We start from the raw sequence: 19,992 nt of genomic DNA on the forward strand, positions 1-19,992 counted from the left end.
ATCCTCCTAGTCCCGAAGCGTACGTCCGGTCAGATTGAGGAACAACGTTTCCAGATCAGGCTCTTCGACCTTGAGCGATTGGATGGAAATTTCATGTTTGCTGCAAATGAAAAGCATATCCTGGAGATCCTGCTGGGCGGATGGCAGTGTAATGGTCAATATATTGTCTGATACTTCTACCGCCCGCACACGGGGGTGAAGCTTCAACTCCTCCACAACAGCGGGACCGACGCCCAAAGTGGTCAGAACGATTTTTTCCTCGGATGCAACCCGTTCTCTCAGCTCTGCTTCGGTGCCGCAGGCAATGATATGCCCCTGATCCATAATCGCTACCCGGTGGCTGATTGCAGCTACTTCCTCCATGTAATGACTTGTATAAATGATGGTTGATCCCATCTGATTAAGCGTGCGGACAGACTCCAAAATATGATTGCGCGATTGCGGGTCAATCCCCACTGTCGGTTCATCCATAATGATTAAATCCGGGCGATGCATAATGGCACACGCAATGTTCAGCCTGCGTTTCATCCCGCCAGAGAACGTGGATGGGGCATCCTTCGCTTTGTCCTGCAAACCTACAAATTCGAGGGATTCCTGCACCCTTTCTTTAAGCATCTTTCCGCGAAGTCCGTACAACCGGGCAAAAAAAGTTACATTCTCCGCAGCAGTCATCGTTTCGTATAGAGCCAGATCCTGTGGTACCAGCCCGATTTTGCGTTTCACTTCTAACGGCCGTTCCTTGACCGATATGCCATCCAACCGAATTTCACCTTGATCAATCTTTAAAAGACCGGCAATCATGCTAATGGTGGTACTTTTCCCTGCTCCATTCGGTCCAAGCAATCCAAAAATTTCACCTTTACCGACACTCAGATTTAAATGATCCACCGAGAGCTTGCTGCCGTATCGTTTTACTACATGGTCCACTTCAAGCATAGCCATAGATTATACACTCCTCTTCCGTCCAGCTTCCTGCCATTGGATTATATATCTGTATTGTAACGAATTGTGATCTTCTGCGAAGGTACGAAAGGTCATGAAACAAAGGTGACTTAAGTCATCTTCGGACGGGGAAACTGCCTATGATATAATCGACATAGATTACCGGAAGGTATACCTTCACTTCTAAAATAAAGGATGTCTCTGACATATGCCGATGCGGTTGTTGCAGTACGGTTTACTTATAGTTCCCGCGGTGCTGTACATTCTGGTGCTGCCCCTGGAACAAGAAGATAGCTATACGCTGTATATTATCATTGCACTTGGACTCGCGGTGTGGAAAGATTTCACCCGTTCAGGTATGCAGCGTTTGCTGCTTGTGGCCGAAATCCTTTTCAGCTGCTGGCTGATCGCTCTATATGGGCCATTTATGTTTTTCCTCTCCTTATCTGCGCTTTATGTGTACATGTACAGACTAGATGGGGCCCAGCGCTGGTTAATGCTCGCAATTCAGCTTATCGCCAGCAATATCGCGTTACATTGGTATTACGCCCCACCACAGGGGCTTCATGCATGGCTCATACTTCACACAAACACTGCCATTCCGTTTACCTTCACCCAAGAGACCATGGCTCGGGTTACAGGTAACTTGCTCCTGCTCATCACCGCAACACTCTCTTGGCAGGGGTCTAGAACTGCGAGCAGCCGGGGACAGCTTGAACAGGTGTATGATGAGCTGCGCAGTAAACATTACGAGCTTCAGGACGCACGAGAGCAATTGCTGCAATTCACGAAGCAACTTGAAGGAGCTGCACAGATTGAGGAGCGTACCCGAATATCCCGGCAGCTTCATGATGATATTGGTCACCGCCTGATTCGCACCAAAATGATGTCTGACGCAGCCCTTCTGACCCTCCCTATACATCCGGAACAGGGCACGGAAATGGTGAGACAGATTCGGGATCAATTGGCCGCCAGTATGGATGACATGCGAACCACGCTCCACAAATTGCGGCCAAACTCTTATATATCCGATGCCTACGCACTAGATCGTCTGCTGGAAGACGTTGGCCGGGAAACGGGTGTGAAGACGCGTTACGAAGTGCGTGGGCATTCACATGTACTCTATCCCAGCATACAGATCGTCTTGTACAAAAATGCTAAAGAGGCCCTGACCAATGCCCTCCGTCATGGAAATGCCACTACGATTACGGTGGAACTGGAATTTGGAGAAGGAGAGATCTGTATGTCTATTAGCAATGATGGGAAGGGACATCCCCTTTCCGCGAAGGAACAAACAAAAGGAAGCCATGAAGGATCTCGTGCTAACCCGAGTGTAAAAGCAGCGTTTACAGGGCTCGGCATGGGGCTTGAAGGAATGCGTCTACGCACACAGTTGGTTGGAGGGAAACTGGAAATCAAGTCGGACTATCCCTATACGGTGATTACACGACTGCCCATAACGAACAAAGCTGAACTGATCTGAAAAAGGAAGTGATTTGCTCATGTCTGACCTGAATGAATTAAATAACTCAAGCCATTCTGTCCAACCTCAGACCATTCGGCTGATCCTTGCGGATGATGATTCCTTTATCCGTGAAAGTCTTAAAGTCCTGCTTGGACTCGATCCCGGTATTAGCGTTACAGGTACAGCTTCAAACGGACGAGAAGCTCTCGAACTGCTGGAGTCAGGAACACCTGCCGACGTTGTACTTATGGATATTCGCATGCCCGATGGTGACGGAGTCGAAGGTACCCGAATCGTTAAGACACGCTTCCCTGACGTGCGTGTACTGATGCTTACCACGTTTGACGATGATGAGTATATTATTCAGGCTTTGCAAAACGGGGCCAGCGGTTATTTGCTCAAAAATGTGCCACCTGACCGAATTATTCAAGGGATCAAGACTGTACATAACGGGGATATGTTGATTCATCCTGATATTGCTCGTAAGCTCGCGACTCTGCTCCGCCCTGCTGCATCGGCTCAGACCCATGAACCCATTGACTCTTACGGCCTAACTCGTATGGAACTGGCTGTTGCAGAGGCTATCTCGGAAGGACTGTCCAATAAAGAAATCGCTGCAAAGCTATTTCTGAGCGAAGGTACGGTCAAAAACTATGTTACTGATATTCTCGGGAAGCTTAGTTTGCGTGATCGGACACAAATCGCCATCTTCATGTTGAAAAATAAGTAGCAAAAAGGGTATCTCCCCTGCCTCATTAGGCGGAGGAAATACCCATTAATTATTACATCTCTATCGACCTTTGCTCTCCCACAGGAGCTGGCGGCAGTGCCAGTGGAGCTTCAACCTCATGCTTGTCTTTCCGACGTCTTGCAAACAACTTGAGAGTTACAATATGAACCAGGGTTAGCGGACGCAACCGGAGCGCCCAGGCTTCATGATTGTCCGGAGCCATGAGAACGCCAAGTTGATGATGCTCGCCTTCATAGATCGCTCGCTGCATGAACTTGCTCTCTCCCTGATGATTGCGTACCTCCAGCTTGCAAAAAGCCGGATTCATGCGCAAGGCGCGATGTAATTGCTCAGGCGAATGTACCAGCACGCCATTCACCTTGTACAGGGTCTCTCCTGCTTCAATCCCCAGGTCTTCCGCAGGACTATCGGGAATGACACCCAGCACCTTCAAGCCGTGCTCAGGGTGAACAAACAGTGGGCTGCGGTTTTGTTCTTCGAAGCCACTATACCACACCAGGAACTCATGTCCAATGAAAGCAGCCAAGGCTGCAACAATCATGAGTGGAGACCACCACGCAGCCAGAAGGCTGAGCACAAGCAGCCCTGTCCCATATAACAGCAATCGCTTTGCGGAAATCTGAACTTTTCTCCCCGGGAGCATACTTTGAGTAACCTCTCCGAATCCAAGCATAATCGGCAGTGCAACCAGCATGTAGCCATTTCCTCCGCTGATTAAGGCGGTCCATGGTAATGCTGCCCCGCCCGTAACCGGAACAAGAATCAGTAACGGAATCGGCCAGAAATGCTGCAGCTGGTATCCTCCAACGAGCTTGCCGCGTTTACCTTCAAAGAGCAAAGGCGATGCCATGGATACCCCCTGCATACGTAGCATCAGTGCTTCACCGATATGTAATACAGCTGCGAGCACAAGAAGTGCAGGCATATCCAGCTCACGTAAGGCTTCAGTGACAGTTCCTATCCATCCTGCGGGCTGCCAGCCCGAAGCCATATTTAAACCAAACTGCAACACACCGAGCAAACCTGCAGCATAAGCAAAACATAAGTATCGGATACGGAATAAGGCCAGAAATAACGTTGCTGCCCATATACAGATCAGGCTGCCCAGTGTAAGATGTGCCCCGAGAAACAGCGACACGATGGAGACCATTACACCGATCAGAATACCTCCGAGCACTGCACGAATGGTCTGTGTTATCGAGCTTTGCAGACGAACGTGAAACAATTTACGTTCCTGCAATAGTTGACGATGATAAACGAGCGCAATCAAGATTACCGCAATATAATAAAACGGCTGAATAAACAACTGCAACAATGCTTCCCCTAATGTAGTTAACCATGGCCAAGCCCATTCCATTGTGGATGGTCACTCCTCTCCTTCAGCCGGTTCAGAAAAAAAGAAGGCTGAAAATCAGCCTTCTTTATGGTTTCGACACAGCGGATGAAATATCCTTTGAGACATTATCAATCGCGCGCTTCAGCTGTGCATCATATTGAGGATTGGCAATGCGTTCAATCAGAGCCGCTTCAAGTGATTCCGCGGTTTTCTCGTCAATCTGGCCTGTTGCCTGAATGCCTTTTTGTTTCTGGAATGCTTTGACCGCTTCTTCTGTCTTCTGGTCATAGTATCCGTCCACACGATCCGGCTTGAAGTCAAGTCCTCTCAGCATCGTCTGCGCACTTTTCACATCCGTGCTATTGCTGTCGTATTTCAAAGGTAATTTTTCTTTATTGATTGGTGCCACCGAGAAGTAATCCGGCTGGTTCACCGCAATATCCGGTTTGATGCCTTTTTCATGAATCCAGTCTCCATTCGGAGTCAGCCATTTCGCGATGGTGATTTTCAGCAAGCTGCCATCACCCATCTGCTTGTCATAACTCGTCTGTACGGTTCCTTTACCAAAGGAGTTTTCTCCAACCAACGTTGCGCCTGCCGACTGTTGCAAAGCACCAGCCAAAATTTCTGACGCACTCGCGCTGCCCTTGTTCATCAAAACCGTAATTGGATAGGATTTACCTGATCCGTTTGATTTGCTTTGTTCCTTTTTACCGTTCTTATCTTCGACTTGAACAATAACCTTGCCTTTGGGAACAAATTGTTCTGCAATATCAATAACGACCTGCAAAACACCACCCGGGTCATTCCGTACATCAATGATCAGGCCCTTCATGTTCTGCTTCTCCAGCTTCGCCAGTTCTTCCTTAAAGCGATCGCCAGTATTCAGCGAGAATTGAGTGATGCTAATCACACCAACACCGTTATCCTCCATGTGGGCGTAGACCGTTTCCAAATCAATATCAGCACGCACGATGACAAATTCAATTAGCTCGGAAGATCCGGCACGTTTAACCTGCACCTTCGCTTCACTGCCTTTTGGACCTCTGATTTTGTTAACAGCTTTGTTCAGTTCCAAACCTTGCAGGGATTCACCATTCACGGACATGATCATGTCTTTCGCACGAATACCCGCTTTTTCGGCAGGTGATCCTTTGATCGGCGATACCACGACGACATTCCCGTCTTGAGAGGATACCTCTGCACCGATTCCGGTAAACGAACCTTCAATCGACTCCTCGAACTGGGCTGCTGTTTCCTGTCCCATATAGTTGGAGTACGGATCACCAAGGGATTCCATCATGCCGTTGATCGCACCATCAATGAGTTTGGTTCGATCCACGTCTTTATAATAGTTGCTTGAGATCAAATCCATCGCGGTTTCAATCTTCTTTAAATCGTTCTTCTGCTGTGCCGTGCCAGTTACACTGGCAAGCAATCCTTCGCCTGGTGCCGTCTTTGCCAGGCCTGGGGAACTCATTAGCACCAGCGTAAGCAGGCTGCCTCCAAGAAGGGCTACAATGACAAGCAGCAGGGCCGATCTTTTCTTCATCATCCGTTTGTCACCGCCTTTAGTATTGAAGCGTGTCAAATTCAATTGTTCCTGAATCATTCCCTGAACATGCCAGCTTAGTATATGCCTAGCTTGTACGGAATATGTTTATTCCATTCCCTTGCAATCCATTCTATTATAGATAATTCATTGGGTTGACTGCCGTACCATTATCCCGAACTTCAAAGTGCAAGTGAGGTCCTGTAGAGTTGCCTGTATTGCCTGATTCGGCAATAAGATCGCCTTTGCTGACTGTATCTCCCTTGCTTACCTTAAATCCGCCTTCACGCAGGTGACCATACAATGTCCAAAGACCGCCACCATGGTCTACAATAACGGTATAGCCGTATCCAGTGTACCACTCAGCCATGATTACGATACCGCCTGATGCAGCATGAACTGAGGTACCCACAGGAACAGCGAAATCAACACCATTATGCATTTTTCCAACTTCCCCCGTAATAGGGTGTGTACGGCGACCGAATGGAGAAGAAATACGTCCACCGGATACGGGTTTGGAGAAAATGCCATTCCCCGCTGAATACGTGGTCTCACTGGTCTCACTGCTGCCTGTGCTGACCTTGGTCGGCGCCTTCGCAGCTGCCGCCGCACGTGCAGCTGCCGCTGCTTTTGCTTTGGCGGCCGCGGCCGCTTGCTGTTCACGCAATTTGTTTTTCTCTTGGAGAAGGGATGAACGCTTGCTTGCAATCTGCATCAATACGTCTTCCTGTTCCTGCGTCAGCTCTTCCGATTCTTCAATTTTAGCATCATAGGAAGCGAGAAGCACTTGCTTCTCCTGTTCCTTCTCGTTCAATTGGGACTTGCGCTGTTTCTTCTGCGCATACAGACTCTTGGCTTCTGCATATTGCACGTCCAGTTCTGCCTTTTTGTCCACGACGAGTTGCTTGTCCTTTTTGTGTTCATCCAGCAGATGCTGATCCTGATCCACAATCGTTTTTAGTGAATCGGCACGAGTCAGGAAATCAGAGAAGCTTGTTGAAGTTAACAACACATCGAGATACGAAACGGCACCGTCTGTATACATCAGCCGTACACGAGATTCAAGCAATTTCTCTCTTGCAACGATACGTTCTTCTGCGGCTTGCAGGTCTTTTTTCGTTGTCCGGAGATCCTCTTCCGTATTTTCAATCTGCAAGGATACGTTTGCCAGCTCATCACTAACCACATTGATCTGTTCCATGACCACTTTCAAATAAGCATTGGTCTTGTTCTTGTAATGCTGGGCTTCCTTTTTGTTGCTGGCAGCCTTTTGCTGCTCCTTTTTGGCCGAAGCCGCCTTGCTCTCCAGTTGCTGAATCTGCTGATCAATGTCGCTAATGCTACTCTTGGCATATCCGTCAGAAGGTTGAAGCGTCAAACTGGCCAATAACGTTAAAGCCAGCAGCGAAGCTGTTTTTTTCAAAATGTGATCCCCCATCCTATGATTTCACAAGAAAGCAACCTGCACAGGTGGTGAACAGCATGTTCTTTGCTTTCTTTACACTTAAAGACTCCGTCTTTACTACATATCGTCAAACAGCGTTCTGTTGTGAACCTGCTTTGCCATTCTTTTTCGATTAAACGTTAAGAGACTTGCGGATGGACAATGTACTTCCCAAAATACCAACCAGCACACCAAGTCCAATCAAGAGTGTTCCAAACAGCAGCCAAATATCGCCGAGTGGAATCAGATTAAGCATCTGCATGAATACATCCTGACCAATTGTTGCCATCAGTCGGCTGTAGCCGAAGAACAGTACCGCTACCGTAATCGCCGAACCGATCAATCCAATCAATGCCCCTTCAACAAAGAAAGGCCAGCGAATGAACGTGTTGGTGGCTCCAACCAGTTTCATAATACCAATCTCCCGGCGCCGGGCCAGAATCGTTACGCGAATCGTATTCGAGATCAGGAACATGGACATCAAACCCAGTCCCCCGACAAAAATAAATCCGATATTCCGAACAAGCTTTGTAAATTTGAACAACACTTCCACCGTTTCTTTGCCGTAGTTCACTTTCATGATCGGCTTCTCCGGATGTTTATCGTTCAATGCTTCGATTTTTTGCGCCACAAAAGTGACGGTTTCCGGTTCAATGACCTCTACTTCAATGGTCTCCGGCAGTGGGTTGTTATCCACATCGAAACCGCTCAGCACGTTGTCTGCACTTGCTCCCAGACGTTCACGGAACTCCTTGAGTCCTTCTTCTTTGGAGACAAAACGAATTTCACTAACTTCAGGCATGGCACTGATTTCCTGCTCCAGCGTGTTACGCAGGTTCTCATCCACGTTCAGTTCGAGATACGTACTGATCTCGACCTGACTGTCCACCTGGTTGGCCATGGAATTCACGTTGAGCACCAGCAGCATGAACACACCCAGAATAAGCAGTGACACGATAATGGACATGATGGAGGCCACGGACATCCAGCCGTTGCGGAATACATTTTTGAATCCCTCCCGCAAATGGCGCAAGAGAGTACTAAAATTCATATCCGTATTCCCCTCTCATCTGATCCCGTACAATCTGTCCCCGTTCAATCGCAATAACCCGTTTACGCATCGTATTCACGATATCTTTGTTATGGGTCGCCATCACAATGGTTGTCCCGCGAAAATTAATTTCATCCAGCAGCTGCATAATGCCCCATGACGTCTCCGGATCAAGGTTCCCCGTAGGCTCGTCCGCGATAATGACAGACGGATTGTTCACGATGGCACGCGCGATGGCAATACGCTGCTGTTCCCCACCCGATAACTGCGAAGGTTCACGGTTCGCCTTGCTGCGCAGTCCTACCAGATCAAGCACTTCCATCACTCGCTTCTTGATGTGACGCTTCGGCGCTTCGATAACTTCCATGGCAAATGCCACATTCTCAAATGCGGTCATGCGTGGCAGCAACCTGAAATCCTGGAACACAACGCCGATATTCCGGCGTACATAAGGAATTTTGCGTGGCTTTAACTTCCCGATATTAAATCCGTTAATGGATATTTGTCCTTTGGTCGGAACTTCTTCACGGTACATCAATTTCATAAATGTCGATTTGCCTGCGCCGGACGGACCGACGATATAGACAAATTCATTGCGGTCGATCTTCACCGACACCCCTTGTAATGCGTGGGTACCATTGGCGTAGGTCTTCCACACGTCCTGCATTTCTATCACATCATCACTTCCCGTTGCATAGTTAGCCATTATCATTTCGACACAATCCCGGCATTTCCTTTAAAAAGACCTGAATTTCATCAGGAGAAATCCATTTCGCCCTATTTTCGATGGTGAAGCTTGGATTCATATGAGTTTTATTGTAACAAATTTGTTACCTATTGAGTACCCGAAAGTTTTCCATCATAGGATCATATATATGGAAAGTGTTACGAATTGCGGAACAACAGAAGTACAAAGGAGTGTACGGATATGAAAAAAATACATTTGACGGTCATTATTCTGTTCTCTATCCTCTTGATCGGTTCCGCGTCCTATGGATTGCTGTATATGTACGTGAACCAACCTGCTCTACCGAAAGATGTGCGTGTTGGGGAATGGTCGTTGGAAGGTATGAATCGCAAGGAGGTGCAGCAAGCACTGGATGCTCGATTGAAACAACTGAAGGAGTGGCCAGTTACTCTTAAGGTGGAGGATCCGGCAGCCAAAACGATGACGTTCACCGCCGCCCAGACGGGTGCAAATTACAGCGCTGACGACTTCCGGGCTGCCGTACAGCAGCTGGACGAAGGCAATCTGTGGGAGCGAGCTTACGCCCGATATCATTTCCCCAAGGAATGGTCCCTGAAGCTGACGTATAATTCAAAATCACTGCAAGAACAACTTAATCCTGCCTGGGAAAAGGAAACCTTCGGTTCACCTGCAGACGCTGTCCGCCGCATTACCGAAAGTGACAAAGTGCAATACATCCCGGAAAAAGGCGTCCGCCGGATCGCATGGGATGAACTCGCAAACCTGATGCAGGCTAAACTGCACCGGGATTTCGCTGCACTGGATCATGATGTGAAGCCGAACCCTCTGCTGATTCAGCTGCCACTTTATACGCTGCAACCTGAAGTGACCCTTAAATCGCTGCGCCAGGAGGGAATTGATCGAAAAATCATTCAGTTTTCCACTGGCCTCGGAAACAGTAGTGAAGGCCGGATACATAACGTCAGCGCAGCAGCGCAAGCGGTTAACGGCTTGATTTTACCGCCAAATGGTACATTTGATTATGAGAAGGTCATCCGTAAAGCCGAAAAAGACTACGGTTTCCGGGAAGCCCCGGTCATCGTAAACGGGCAGCTTACCCCTGGGATTGGGGGCGGCATCTGCCAGGTATCGAGTACAGTCTATAACGCAGCTCTCTTAACCGGACTGGACATTGTAGAGCGTCGCAATCACTCCCTGCCCGTCAAATATTTGCCAAAGGGGCTGGATGCCACGTTCGCCTCAGGTTCGATCAATTTTCGGTTCAAAAACAATACCGGCAAGTCCCTGCTCATTCATGCCAAAGTGGAGGGCGGGAGGTTAACAGTTAAATTTTTCGGTACCTTCCCGGAAAACGTCAGTTATGCACTGGAATCCCGTACGGTTGAGACGTTAAGTGTTCCCGTGAAATATGTATCGAGCAATGTGCTGCCTGACGGTGCCCAGCAGGTGCTCCAGAATGGTCAGCCCGGATATATTGTTGAGACAATGCGCACCAAAAGGGTGGATGGCAAAGTCGTCGAATCCAAAACCATTACACGTGATACGTACAAAGCCCAGAATCGCCTGATTGCCCGCTCTGGTCATACCAACCTCCCAGATCCCAAGGAACCTTCAGTCGTAGAGGATGGGATCAGCGACACGAAGCAGCCTTAAACTTTCTTCCACTGGAGTGCCACCACACATACACATGAATAGGTCCAACTCAGCAAAATAATAACAAACTGAAAAAGACACATCTCTTGTTCCCCATACTGGGGCTCCTCAGAGATGTGTCTTAATTATTTCTATAGAATTGTTCTACAGGTTCATATTGTGTATGGATCAGACCAGACCTTTTTAATGTCCGCCCGTGTACTCTCCCTGCTCTTCACCTATAACCATCTTCTCCTTACCCATGAAGAATGCAGCAATCAACGCCAGTGCAGCCGGGATCGCAGCCCAGGCAAAGAGCTGCACGATGGATGATGACAGCGCGTGCGTAATGGCGTCCAGCACCTGAGGCGGAATCGCCTTTCTCAGCTCTGGCGACAGCAACGCATGTGGATCGCTCAGATTCACTCCCTGAGGCACGCCGCCTGCAGGAGCACCCGTTCCACCCGCTTCCGCCGCTGATCCGGCGAGGGCATCATTCATTTTGCGTGTAAATACTTGGCTTTGCACGATACCAAAGATCGTAATGCCCATCGTCATCCCCAGCGAACGCAGGAAGTTAAGTGTGGAGCTCGCTGCTCCGCGTCTTTGCGGTTCAAACGCGTTCATGGCTGCATTGCTGAGTACCGAGAATGAAGCTCCGACACCAAGACCAACCATCACCATATATATACGAATCGTCCATAAAGATGAACTTTCATCCAGCGTTGTCAGCAAGCCAAGACCAACCACCAGCAAGGCCAGCGTAGGAATCATAATGCTGCGATATTTGATTTTGGTCATCAGGACCCCACCCAAGGACGCCGTCACAACGGAGCCCAGCATCATTGGCAATAGCACTAGACCAGAGTTGGTCGCTTTGCCACCAAGAACACCCTGAATGAAGATCGGAATGTACACGGATGCGGTAATAAACGCCGCACCACTGAACATGCCAATGACGTTACTGGACCAGTACACCCGGTTGCGGAACATGCCGAACGAGATGATTGGTTCCTTGGCTCTCGTTTCTGCAAACAGGAATAGCAGTGCAAGCACCACAAATCCGGCAAACAAACCGAGGATCTGCCATGAGCCCCAAGCATACGTTTTGCCACCCAGTTCAAGACCGAAGATGAGACAGACTACCGCACCAATCAGGGTGATTGCACCCAGCCAGTCAATCTGTTGGGATTGATGCTGATGCGATTCCTTATAGAAGAATGCAATAAACACAAACGCGATCAGACCAAGCGGCAGGTTGATATAAAATACCCATTCCCATGTCGCATACTGCGTAATGTAAGCACCCAGCAGTGGGCCAAATACGCTGGACAAGCCGAACACAGCTCCAAACAAACCGCCCAATTTGCCTCGTGATTCTGGTGCGACCACATCAAACATAATCGTAAAGGCAATCGGCACCAGTGCACCTGCACCAATACCTTGAATAGCTCTGTACATCGTCAGCTCGACGATTGTTGTTGCCGTTCCACATAATGCGGAGCCAAGCATAAATACCAGTATTCCGAAAACAAAAAACTTCTTCCTTCCATACATGTCGGATAACTTACCGAAGATTGGCATACCCGCCATCTCGGCTACCATATACGCAGAAGTAACCCATACGAACTTGTCGAGCCCACCCAGCTTCCCGACAATGTCGCCCATAGCTGTTGCCACGATGGTATTGTCCATCGAAGCCATCAGTATGCTCAGCAGTAGCCCTGCCAGCACCAATCCAATATTATTTTTACGTGTAGCCATTGTACTCAATCTCTCCCATTCACAACCGATTCATATGACTGAATTAGTATATCCGAAAAGTTACGGTGGATAATCAGTCCAAGGACCGATTGCTTTGCACCAAAACTTCCGATAGCGGATGAATTTGCAGAGAAGAGCGGTATTCCACCGTGCCGATCCGGCAGCCAGGGCCAATTTTTATTTTATCCCCTCGAACAACTTCTGCCTCGGTATACTCCAATTCGATATCGTCGCCTTCGATCATTCCTGCCTTAAGTACCGACTTTTGCCCCGAAAATAGACCTTCCAACAGTTTGCCCTTGCCGCTCTTCACTGAAATGATGGATCCGCCCATTTCCCTGACCTCGGATGGACCCATGATTTTGAGTGTCATTTGTTCAGCGCTGAGCATACCCGCTATCGTAAAACGGCCGTTCAGTTTTATATCCTCCACCTGACAGTCACCTGATACATGAAGTTCCCCTACCACTTTCATATGTTCAGCTTTTGCATACAGGTTAGAAGCGTAATGCCCCTCCTGATCTTCATTATCAGCAGCAGTCCGGTCTTTCAGGGTAAGGGTTCCTGTAATTTTGATATCGGTCGATTCAAGAGACCCGTGTATGACCGATGTGCCGGTACATTTGAATTGATCACAGATCAGATTATCATTAAACGAGGAATCCCCCACTACCTTGACCTTTCCGTATACACCACCAGAAGAACTGCCGTCGCCGATGATACTAATGTCATGTTTTTTATCCGTTGAACTGGCAAAATGATTATTCATGTCGATCACATCCCTTTCACTCCAAATCAAAATTAAATTCGCTGACTGCTGCCCACCTTGGCATCTGGATCAACCTCTAGTTCACCCGAATATTCAACCACTCTGATGTTACATCCGCGACCGATATGAACCTTGTTGCCACGAACAATGTCTGCCTCGGTATCTTCCAGCACGATTTCATCCCCCTCAATCAAAGATGTCTTAAATGAAGGGGTACCGCCCAGTCCAATACTTTTCCAAAAACCAGTCTGTTCCTTACGACGGATATCAATGCGCTCCCCACCAATCTCTTTGGCCGAAGAGGAGGTATGCAGCCTGATCTCTACCGTTCCCGCATTCAGGAAGCCGCTGATTTTAATATTGCCCTGTACGTTCAGGGACTCGCATTGTACGTCACCTTCAATATCAATCACGCCTCCAATATCGATTCGTTCCCCATTCACTCGTCCGCGTACGGTACATTTTCCGTTAACTTCAAGCTCAGGACTATGGAGGTCTCCATTAATCGTAGTCAAGCCATCCACACGAACACGAGAACTGTTCAAAGGGCCGTTCAGCGTGCACATACCGTTAATCGTTGCACTTTCTGCGCTCAAAGCTCCATGCATCTTCAATGTTCCATTCACATTAAGGGAGGTACAGTCCAGGTTACCGTTTACCTTAGCCATGCCATCAATGGATACCCGGTGAAATTCCCCGCCTGCCGTTTGGCTCAAACCTGCTACGTTCAGATCATTTCGCAAATTTCGTTCCTCCATATATGACCCACTCCTTATCCCAATTTGAGTTTCAGCTCTTCCATAAACGTTCCCATGGGCTGTCTAAGAACAACCTTCACACCATTGTCAAAATAAAGCTCCGTCCCTGCCGTTACCAGCATCAATAAAGGGACACCCATCTTGCGAATAAGCACCAGCTCGCTTGGTTTGCCTGTGAAACGATAGTAATGCTCCGACATGACGTCGATGAGCAGCGTACCCTCCTGGCGGGTAATATCCCCGCTCATTAGCAGCTTATCAAGGACATAGAGCATCATGATCTGATCCAATGCATACAGCGGCCGCTCCCGGCCTGCTTCATTCAACAGCTCGAGCGAAATGTTCGAAACAATGTTTCGCTCCAATAGCTGCTCAGCGGACATTTCCACTTCACCCAAAGTTGGTGAAAACACGTCTGCCAGTTCATCCAGAGACAATCCGTCCTTCATATTGAGAATCTTGTCAATCCGCAGTAATATCTGTTGCTTTGGAAAAAAAGTCTCTTGTCCGGTGTAGGACGACTTCCGAATAAACCACTCCTCTGGAATGAGATTCTTCCGCTTCCAGCGGTATAACTGGCCGTAAGAGATGCCCGTCAGGTCCAGCAATTCTTTTTTGGAGATCAAATCATCCGTCATATATGGTCCCCCTTTACGTTGAAAACAGTGTAACATAACATTGTTACGCTGTAAAGAGAGCGAACAACATGGTGAATGGAATCTCCGATTTTTGTTCATATCTACTGCTCCCACATAAAAATCCATATGCTTTTGGAAGCGCTTATTTTCTTTGTTCCTACAGCGGATCTTGTTATTGCGTCGAAAGAGATTTACGTATAACCTGTTTACTACAGACACTTTGGAGCCATTTCCACTCCAGATCCATCCTCTCGTTTCAATTCAGGACCTTCATCAATGAATTATGAAAGGGGTTACTTTAACACATGGCACTTATTCAATGTAATTTTTACTCGGACACGCTTGGTCTAAGCACCAGCATGCATGTTATCCTGCCACAACAAACCCAAAATCAGATTGGTATGGAGAGCGTATCGGGCCAAGGACTGCATCCCACACTGTATCTGCTGCACGGTCTATCGGACGATGACTCCATCTGGCTGCGCCGTACATCCATCGAACGATATGTTGCCGACCTTGGTATTGCCGTTGTGATGCCTCAGGTTCATCGCAGCTTCTATACGGATATGGCTGAAGGTGGACGTTATTGGACGTTCATTAGCGAAGAGCTGCCTGCACTCGCGCGTTCCTTCTTCCCGCTATCTCACCAACGTGAAGACAACTATGTTGCCGGGTTGTCCATGGGTGGCTACGGGGCATTCAAGCTTGCGCTTCGGAAACCGGATCAATACGCTGCCGCGGCAAGTTTGTCGGGAGCGCTCGACATGGTAGCGCATTTGGATAATATGAATTCCAGCCCACTCTGGCGGGCCGAAATGGAACGTATCTTTGGCCCGAAGATTGCAGGCTCGGAGAACGATCTGCTGCAACTACTGAAGGAGAACCAAGCGAGCAGTGGACCTCGACCATTGCTCTATCAATGCTGTGGTACGGAAGACTTCCTGTATGAGCAGAACCAGTCCTTCCGTGAAGCCTGTTCCCAGACTGATCTCCAATTGACCTATGAGGAGGAACCCGGTGAGCATGAGTGGGGCTATTGGGACAAGAAGATTCAGAATGTATTGAAATGGTTGCCTCTGCGTGAGCGTAAATAAAAAGAAATATCCGATGGAACCCGCCAATCCATACTCAAGTGGAACGGTTCATTCACTGAAAGATCGTGAGTGTACAAAACAAAAAAAGCAGGCATGAGAAAAATCTCTCTGCCTGCTTTTTGGTTTTACTCCAAAAGGATACCGTAAAATTAACCTCGATTGGTAATCCATTGCTCTGTCATTTCAAGCACCTTCTCACTGCGGGCAATTGCTTCAGCCACCTGATTCGAAGCAGTTCCGCCGTATACGTTACGAGCATTTACAACCGCTTCCGGTTGCAGTACATCGTAAATACGCTCATCGAACAGCGGAGAGAATTGACGGAATTCATCAATTGTCAGATCCAGCAGGTACTTGCCGTTTTGGATACAGTACAATACGGTTTTGCCGATAACCTCATGCGCTTGACGGAACGGCAAACCTTCGCCCACGAGGAAGTCCGCAATATCCGTAGCGTTCGAGAAATCCTGATTGACCGCTTGACGCATCCGTCCTTTGTTGACCGTCATCGTTGCGATCATCGGTGCGAACAATTGAAGCGCACCCTCCAGCGTCGCCACAGTGTCAAACATGCCTTCCTTGTCTTCCTGCATATCCTTATTGTAAGCAAGCGGTAGAGATTTCAGTACGGTCAGCAAACCGATCAGGTTGCCGTACACACGTCCTGTTTTACCACGAACGAGTTCGGGAACGTCCGGATTTTTTTTCTGTGGCATAATGCTGCTGCCCGTGCAGAATGCGTCGTCCAGTTCAACAAAACCAAACTCCGTGCTGCTCCACAGGACCAGTTCTTCACTCAGACGGGACAAGTGCGTCATGATCAGCGATGCAGCTGCCAGGAACTCCACGATAAAGTCACGGTCGCTGACCGCGTCCAGACTGTTCTCGTAGACACCGTCGAAGCCCAGTTGTTCCGCCACAAAATGACGATCAATCGGGAACGTTGTGCCTGCAAGGGCACCTGCACCCAGTGGCAAAATGTTAATGCGTTTGTAGCTGTCCATAAGACGCTCCGCATCCCGTTGGAACATCGATACATACGCCATCAGGTGATGGGCGAACAGAATCGGTTGTGCACGTTGAAGATGCGTATAACCCGGCACGATCGTATCGAGATTATCTTTGGCTTGTCCGATCAACGCTTCCTGCAACGAGTGCAGCATGCCAACAAATCCAACCACGCGCTCACGCAAGTACAAATGCATATCCGTTGCTACCTGATCATTCCGGCTGCGTCCTGTATGTAATTTGCCACCTACAGGGCCGATGGTATCGATCAGGTTTTTCTCAATATTCATGTGGATGTCTTCATCCGATACGGAGAATTCCACTTCGCCTGCGCGGATTTTATGCAGAACGGTGATCAAACCTTCCTTGATCGTTTCTACATCCTCTGCCGGAAGAATGCCGCATTTGCCCAGCATCGTTACATGAGCCAGACTTCCTTGAATATCTTCCTCGGCCAACGCTTTATCAAAATTGATTGACGCTGTATATTCCTCAACCAGGTGATTGGTTTGTTTGGTAAAACGTCCTCCCCACAGCTTGCTCACAGTGAGTGCTCCCCTTTCGCTCATGGACAAAGCCGCTCCTGCCAGATGTGCAAGAACGGCCCGCCTTGTCAGTTATAATCGTGATGCTCAATATGCAGATGAAATTAGTTTTTGTTTTGCTCCACACCGGAGTTTACTTTCAAACGCAATGCATTCAGGCGGATAAAGCCCGTTGCATCCCCTTGATCGTATGCTTGCGTTGGATCAGCTTCCATTGTGGCAATGTCCGGGTTGTACAGGCTGACAGGACTTTTCACACCTGCGCCAATGATGTTACCTTTATACAGTTTCACACGAATGGTACCTGTTACATTTTTCTGGCTTTCCGTTACCAGTGCTTGCAGCGCCAGACGTTCCGGTGCGAACCAGAAACCGTTGTAAACGAGTGTGCTGTAACGTGTGATCAGGCTGTCACGCAGGTTCATGACTTCACGGTCCATCGTGATGGATTCCATTTTGCGGTGTGCCGTAAACAGAATGGTTCCACCCGGTGTCTCGTATACGCCACGGCTCTTCATACCGACAAAGCGGTTCTCAACCATGTCCACACGACCGATACCATGTTTACCACCAAGTTCGTTCAGTTGCTCCATCACTTGCAGTGGGCTTAAACGCTCACCATTCAGTGCAACACAATTACCCTGTTCAAAATCAAGTACAACATACTCCGCTTGATCTGGTGCATCTTCAGGTGCACTGCTTAGTAGGAACATGTCCTTGTTCTCGTCCGTACTTGGATCGAACCAAGGATCTTCAAGCACGCCGCTCTCATAGCTGATATGCAGCAGGTTACGGTCTGTGGAGTACGGCTTAGCCGCCGACGCCGTTACCGGAATGCCGTGTTTTTCAGCATAAGCAATCATCTCAGCACGTCCCGGGAACTGGTTGCGGAATTCTTCCAGACGCCAAGGTGCGATGACTTGAATGTCTGGTGTCAGCGCAGCTGCGTTCAACTCAAAACGAACCTGGTCATTCCCTTTACCCGTAGCGCCGTGAGCAATCGCAGTAGCGCCTTCTGCACGAGCGATATCGACCATTCGTTTAGCGATCAGTGGACGTGCGATACTTGTACCAAGCAGGTACTGTCCTTCATAAAGGGCGCCTGCCTGGAACATTGGATAGATGAAATCTTTGGCGAACTCGTCGCGCAGATCGTCGATGTACACTTTGGAAGCGCCTGTAGCGAGAGCTTTTTCCTCAAGGCCGTCCAGTTCATCCTTTTGTCCGATATCCGCCGTAAATGCGATAATCTCCGCATCATATGTTTCTTTCAACCATTTCAAAATTACAGATGTGTCCAACCCGCCAGAATAAGCGAGTACGATTTTTTCCTTAGCCATGTTCAATGGTCCTCCCCAAGTTCAGTTGCTTAATCTATCATCGCGAAATCTGTGCCTAAAATCAACCCAATCAGGCAAACAGCGTCTATTCGCTCATTAACGCAGCCATTAACGCTTTCTGCGCATGCAGCCGGTTCTCCGCCTGATCAAAGATCAGGGAGTTTGGACCGTCAATCACTCCGGCACTCACTTCTTCTCCACGGTGAGCTGGCAGGCAGTGCAGGAACATATAATCCGGCTTCGCGCCTTTCATCAGTTCCTCATCCACCTGATACGCGGCGAATGCTTGTTCACGAATCTTCTGCTCCTCTTCAAAACCCATGCTTGCCCATACATCTGTATAGACGATATCTGCATCTTTCACAGCTTCCTTTGCACTGTACGTTACAGTCACTTGTGAGCCGCTCTCCTGTGCAATGCTGCGCGCCTGCTCTTCCACTGCGCTGTCAGGCTCATAACCTTCAGGAGTGGCTACTGCAACATGCATACCCATCTTCGCTGCACCAAGCATCAGGGAATGGGCCATGTTATTGCCATCTCCCACATAAGCCATTTTCAGACCTTCCAGCTTGCCTTTGTGCTCCAGCACGGTTTGGAAGTCCGCGAGTACCTGGCATGGATGCGCTGCATCACTCAGGCCGTTAATAACTGGAACATCCGCATGTTGTGCCAGTTCAGTCACATTATGGTGTCCAAAGGTACGAATCATGATGCCATCCAGGTAACGTGACAGGACTTTAGCTGTATCATGTGTCGTTTCGCCACGACCGAGTTGAATATCGTTTTTGCTCAAGAAGAGCGCGTGACCGCCTAATTGGAACATGCCTACTTCAAAGGATACACGTGTACGCGTAGATGACTTTTCAAAAATGAGTCCGATCGTTTTGCCTTGGAGTGGCTGATACGGTACGCCGTTTTTTTGTTTGCCTTTAATCTCAATCGCAAGGTCCAGCAAATAGCGAATTTCCTCCGCTGTATAATCTGTAAATTCAATAAAATCACGGCCTCTAAGATCGACCTTCTGGACCTTCTCCGTCTGTTGTGTTTGTGTCATGTTCATTTTGTCCTCCTTATTTCCGGTTCCCTGCACCCGCATGGGCAGAAGAGTGTAGAAGGTTGAGCTCTTGCCATCCGGGTGCTCACTTTCATCTTCCGCTAATTTACCGCGCGGCTACAGGGATTCTTCATCTTGTT

The 19,992-nt window shown here is 48.5% G+C and carries 17 protein-coding genes; 4 read left to right on the top strand and 13 right to left on the bottom strand.

Going from position 1 to position 19,992, the window contains the following annotated elements; all coding sequences use genetic code 11:
* Positions 1-6: 6 nt before the first annotated feature.
* A complete protein-coding gene (locus QP794_RS30595) occupies positions 7-942 on the bottom strand; it encodes an ABC transporter ATP-binding protein (protein ID WP_024631573.1) in 936 nt (311 codons plus the stop codon).
* Positions 943-1,150: 208 nt separating this feature from the next.
* Between QP794_RS30595 and QP794_RS30600 the strand changes: the two genes are divergently transcribed.
* Together QP794_RS30600 and QP794_RS30605 are read left to right on the top strand one after the other, a co-directional pair.
* Complete coding sequence (locus QP794_RS30600) at positions 1,151-2,425, top strand: sensor histidine kinase (protein WP_285080557.1); 1,275 nt, start codon at positions 1,151-1,153, stop codon at positions 2,423-2,425.
* Positions 2,426-2,444: 19 nt separating this feature from the next.
* On the top strand, positions 2,445-3,137 hold the full coding sequence (locus QP794_RS30605; RefSeq protein ID WP_285080558.1) for a response regulator: 693 nt from the start codon (positions 2,445-2,447) through the stop codon (positions 3,135-3,137).
* 52 nt (positions 3,138-3,189) lie between these two features.
* Here the strand turns inward: QP794_RS30605 and QP794_RS30610 are convergent, their stop codons facing one another.
* The 5 genes from QP794_RS30610 to ftsE form a co-directional block, all read right to left on the bottom strand.
* Positions 3,190-4,515 carry a PDZ domain-containing protein gene (locus QP794_RS30610; RefSeq protein WP_285080560.1) on the bottom strand — a complete coding sequence of 442 codons (1,326 nt, stop codon included), beginning with the start codon at positions 4,513-4,515 and terminating at the stop codon, positions 3,190-3,192.
* Between the two features lie 64 nt (positions 4,516-4,579).
* Entirely contained in the window at positions 4,580-6,049 is a 1,470-nt protein-coding gene (locus QP794_RS30615; RefSeq protein ID WP_285080605.1) for a S41 family peptidase, read from the bottom strand.
* A gap of 133 nt (positions 6,050-6,182) precedes the next feature.
* Positions 6,183-7,469, bottom strand: coding sequence for a murein hydrolase activator EnvC family protein (locus QP794_RS30620; protein WP_079350382.1), 1,287 nt, complete (start codon positions 7,467-7,469; stop codon positions 6,183-6,185).
* A 154-nt stretch (positions 7,470-7,623) separates the two neighbouring features.
* Positions 7,624-8,541, bottom strand: a complete 918-nt coding sequence (ftsX, locus tag QP794_RS30625) for a permease-like cell division protein FtsX (protein ID WP_079350381.1) — start codon at positions 8,539-8,541, stop codon at positions 7,624-7,626.
* Entirely contained in the window at positions 8,531-9,217 is a 687-nt protein-coding gene (ftsE, locus tag QP794_RS30630; RefSeq protein WP_024631580.1) for a cell division ATP-binding protein FtsE, read from the bottom strand. The genes ftsX and ftsE overlap by 11 nt, the downstream gene beginning before the upstream one ends.
* A 252-nt stretch (positions 9,218-9,469) precedes the next feature.
* Here ftsE and QP794_RS30635 point away from each other — a divergent pair, with 252 nt between their 5' ends.
* The gene (locus tag QP794_RS30635) at positions 9,470-10,903 is read left to right on the top strand and encodes a VanW family protein (RefSeq protein ID WP_285080561.1); all 1,434 of its coding nucleotides are present in this window, start codon (positions 9,470-9,472) and stop codon (positions 10,901-10,903) included.
* A 183-nt stretch (positions 10,904-11,086) separates the two neighbouring features.
* Here QP794_RS30635 and QP794_RS30640 read toward each other — a convergent pair whose 3' ends face one another.
* The 4 genes from QP794_RS30640 to QP794_RS30655 all read right to left on the bottom strand — a co-directional run bounded on the left by QP794_RS30640 (position 11,087) and on the right by QP794_RS30655 (position 14,811).
* Positions 11,087-12,646, bottom strand: coding sequence for an MDR family MFS transporter (locus QP794_RS30640; protein WP_024631582.1), 1,560 nt, complete (start codon positions 12,644-12,646; stop codon positions 11,087-11,089).
* Between the two features lie 73 nt (positions 12,647-12,719).
* Positions 12,720-13,415, bottom strand: coding sequence for a hypothetical protein (locus QP794_RS30645; RefSeq protein WP_285080562.1), 696 nt, complete (start codon positions 13,413-13,415; stop codon positions 12,720-12,722).
* Positions 13,416-13,447: 32 nt separating this feature from the next.
* Entirely contained in the window at positions 13,448-14,173 is a 726-nt protein-coding gene (locus QP794_RS30650; RefSeq protein WP_285080564.1) for a polymer-forming cytoskeletal protein, read from the bottom strand.
* 14 nt (positions 14,174-14,187) lie between these two features.
* Complete coding sequence (locus QP794_RS30655; RefSeq protein WP_285080565.1) at positions 14,188-14,811, bottom strand: YhbD family protein; 624 nt, start codon at positions 14,809-14,811, stop codon at positions 14,188-14,190.
* Between the two features lie 305 nt (positions 14,812-15,116).
* Between QP794_RS30655 and QP794_RS30660 the strand changes: the two genes are divergently transcribed.
* Entirely contained in the window at positions 15,117-15,905 is a 789-nt protein-coding gene (locus QP794_RS30660; protein WP_285080567.1) for an alpha/beta hydrolase, read from the top strand.
* A 149-nt stretch (positions 15,906-16,054) separates the two neighbouring features.
* Here QP794_RS30660 and argH read toward each other — a convergent pair whose 3' ends face one another.
* The 3 genes from argH to argF all read right to left on the bottom strand — a co-directional run bounded on the left by argH (position 16,055) and on the right by argF (position 19,852).
* The gene (argH, locus tag QP794_RS30665) at positions 16,055-17,458 is read right to left on the bottom strand and encodes an argininosuccinate lyase (protein WP_285080607.1); all 1,404 of its coding nucleotides are present in this window, start codon (positions 17,456-17,458) and stop codon (positions 16,055-16,057) included.
* A gap of 104 nt (positions 17,459-17,562) precedes the next feature.
* Positions 17,563-18,798: an argininosuccinate synthase gene (locus tag QP794_RS30670; RefSeq protein WP_285080568.1), complete on the bottom strand. Its 1,236-nt coding sequence runs from the start codon at positions 18,796-18,798 to the stop codon at positions 17,563-17,565.
* Positions 18,799-18,883: 85 nt separating this feature from the next.
* Positions 18,884-19,852 (bottom strand): ornithine carbamoyltransferase, encoded by a 969-nt coding sequence (gene argF, locus QP794_RS30675; protein ID WP_285080570.1) that lies wholly within the window; start codon positions 19,850-19,852, stop codon positions 18,884-18,886.
* Positions 19,853-19,992: the final 140 nt, after the last annotated feature.

Source organism: Paenibacillus sp. UMB7766-LJ446 (assembly GCF_030226665.1).
Taxonomy (GTDB): Bacteria; Bacillota; Bacilli; order Paenibacillales; family Paenibacillaceae; genus Paenibacillus; species Paenibacillus vandeheii.

Bases quoted from the DNA above. Each gene is read 5' to 3' on its own strand.
- argF (WP_285080570.1), bottom strand. From the start codon at position 19,852: ATGACACAAACACAACAGACGGAGAAGGTCCAGAAGGTCGATCTTAGA.
- QP794_RS30600 (WP_285080557.1), top strand. From the start codon at position 1,151: ATGCCGATGCGGTTGTTGCAGTACGGTTTACTTATAGTTCCCGCGGTG.
- QP794_RS30635 (WP_285080561.1), top strand. From the start codon at position 9,470: ATGAAAAAAATACATTTGACGGTCATTATTCTGTTCTCTATCCTCTTG.
- ftsX (WP_079350381.1), bottom strand. From the start codon at position 8,541: ATGAATTTTAGTACTCTCTTGCGCCATTTGCGGGAGGGATTCAAAAAT.
- QP794_RS30595 (WP_024631573.1), bottom strand. From the start codon at position 942: ATGGCTATGCTTGAAGTGGACCATGTAGTAAAACGATACGGCAGCAAG.
- QP794_RS30640 (WP_024631582.1), bottom strand. From the start codon at position 12,646: ATGGCTACACGTAAAAATAATATTGGATTGGTGCTGGCAGGGCTACTG.
- QP794_RS30660 (WP_285080567.1), top strand. From the start codon at position 15,117: ATGGCACTTATTCAATGTAATTTTTACTCGGACACGCTTGGTCTAAGC.
- QP794_RS30615 (WP_285080605.1), bottom strand. From the start codon at position 6,049: ATGATGAAGAAAAGATCGGCCCTGCTGCTTGTCATTGTAGCCCTTCTT.
- QP794_RS30645 (WP_285080562.1), bottom strand. From the start codon at position 13,415: ATGAATAATCATTTTGCCAGTTCAACGGATAAAAAACATGACATTAGT.
- QP794_RS30655 (WP_285080565.1), bottom strand. From the start codon at position 14,811: ATGACGGATGATTTGATCTCCAAAAAAGAATTGCTGGACCTGACGGGC.
- QP794_RS30610 (WP_285080560.1), bottom strand. From the start codon at position 4,515: ATGGAATGGGCTTGGCCATGGTTAACTACATTAGGGGAAGCATTGTTG.
- QP794_RS30650 (WP_285080564.1), bottom strand. From the start codon at position 14,173: ATGGAGGAACGAAATTTGCGAAATGATCTGAACGTAGCAGGTTTGAGC.
- QP794_RS30605 (WP_285080558.1), top strand. From the start codon at position 2,445: ATGTCTGACCTGAATGAATTAAATAACTCAAGCCATTCTGTCCAACCT.
- QP794_RS30670 (WP_285080568.1), bottom strand. From the start codon at position 18,798: ATGGCTAAGGAAAAAATCGTACTCGCTTATTCTGGCGGGTTGGACACA.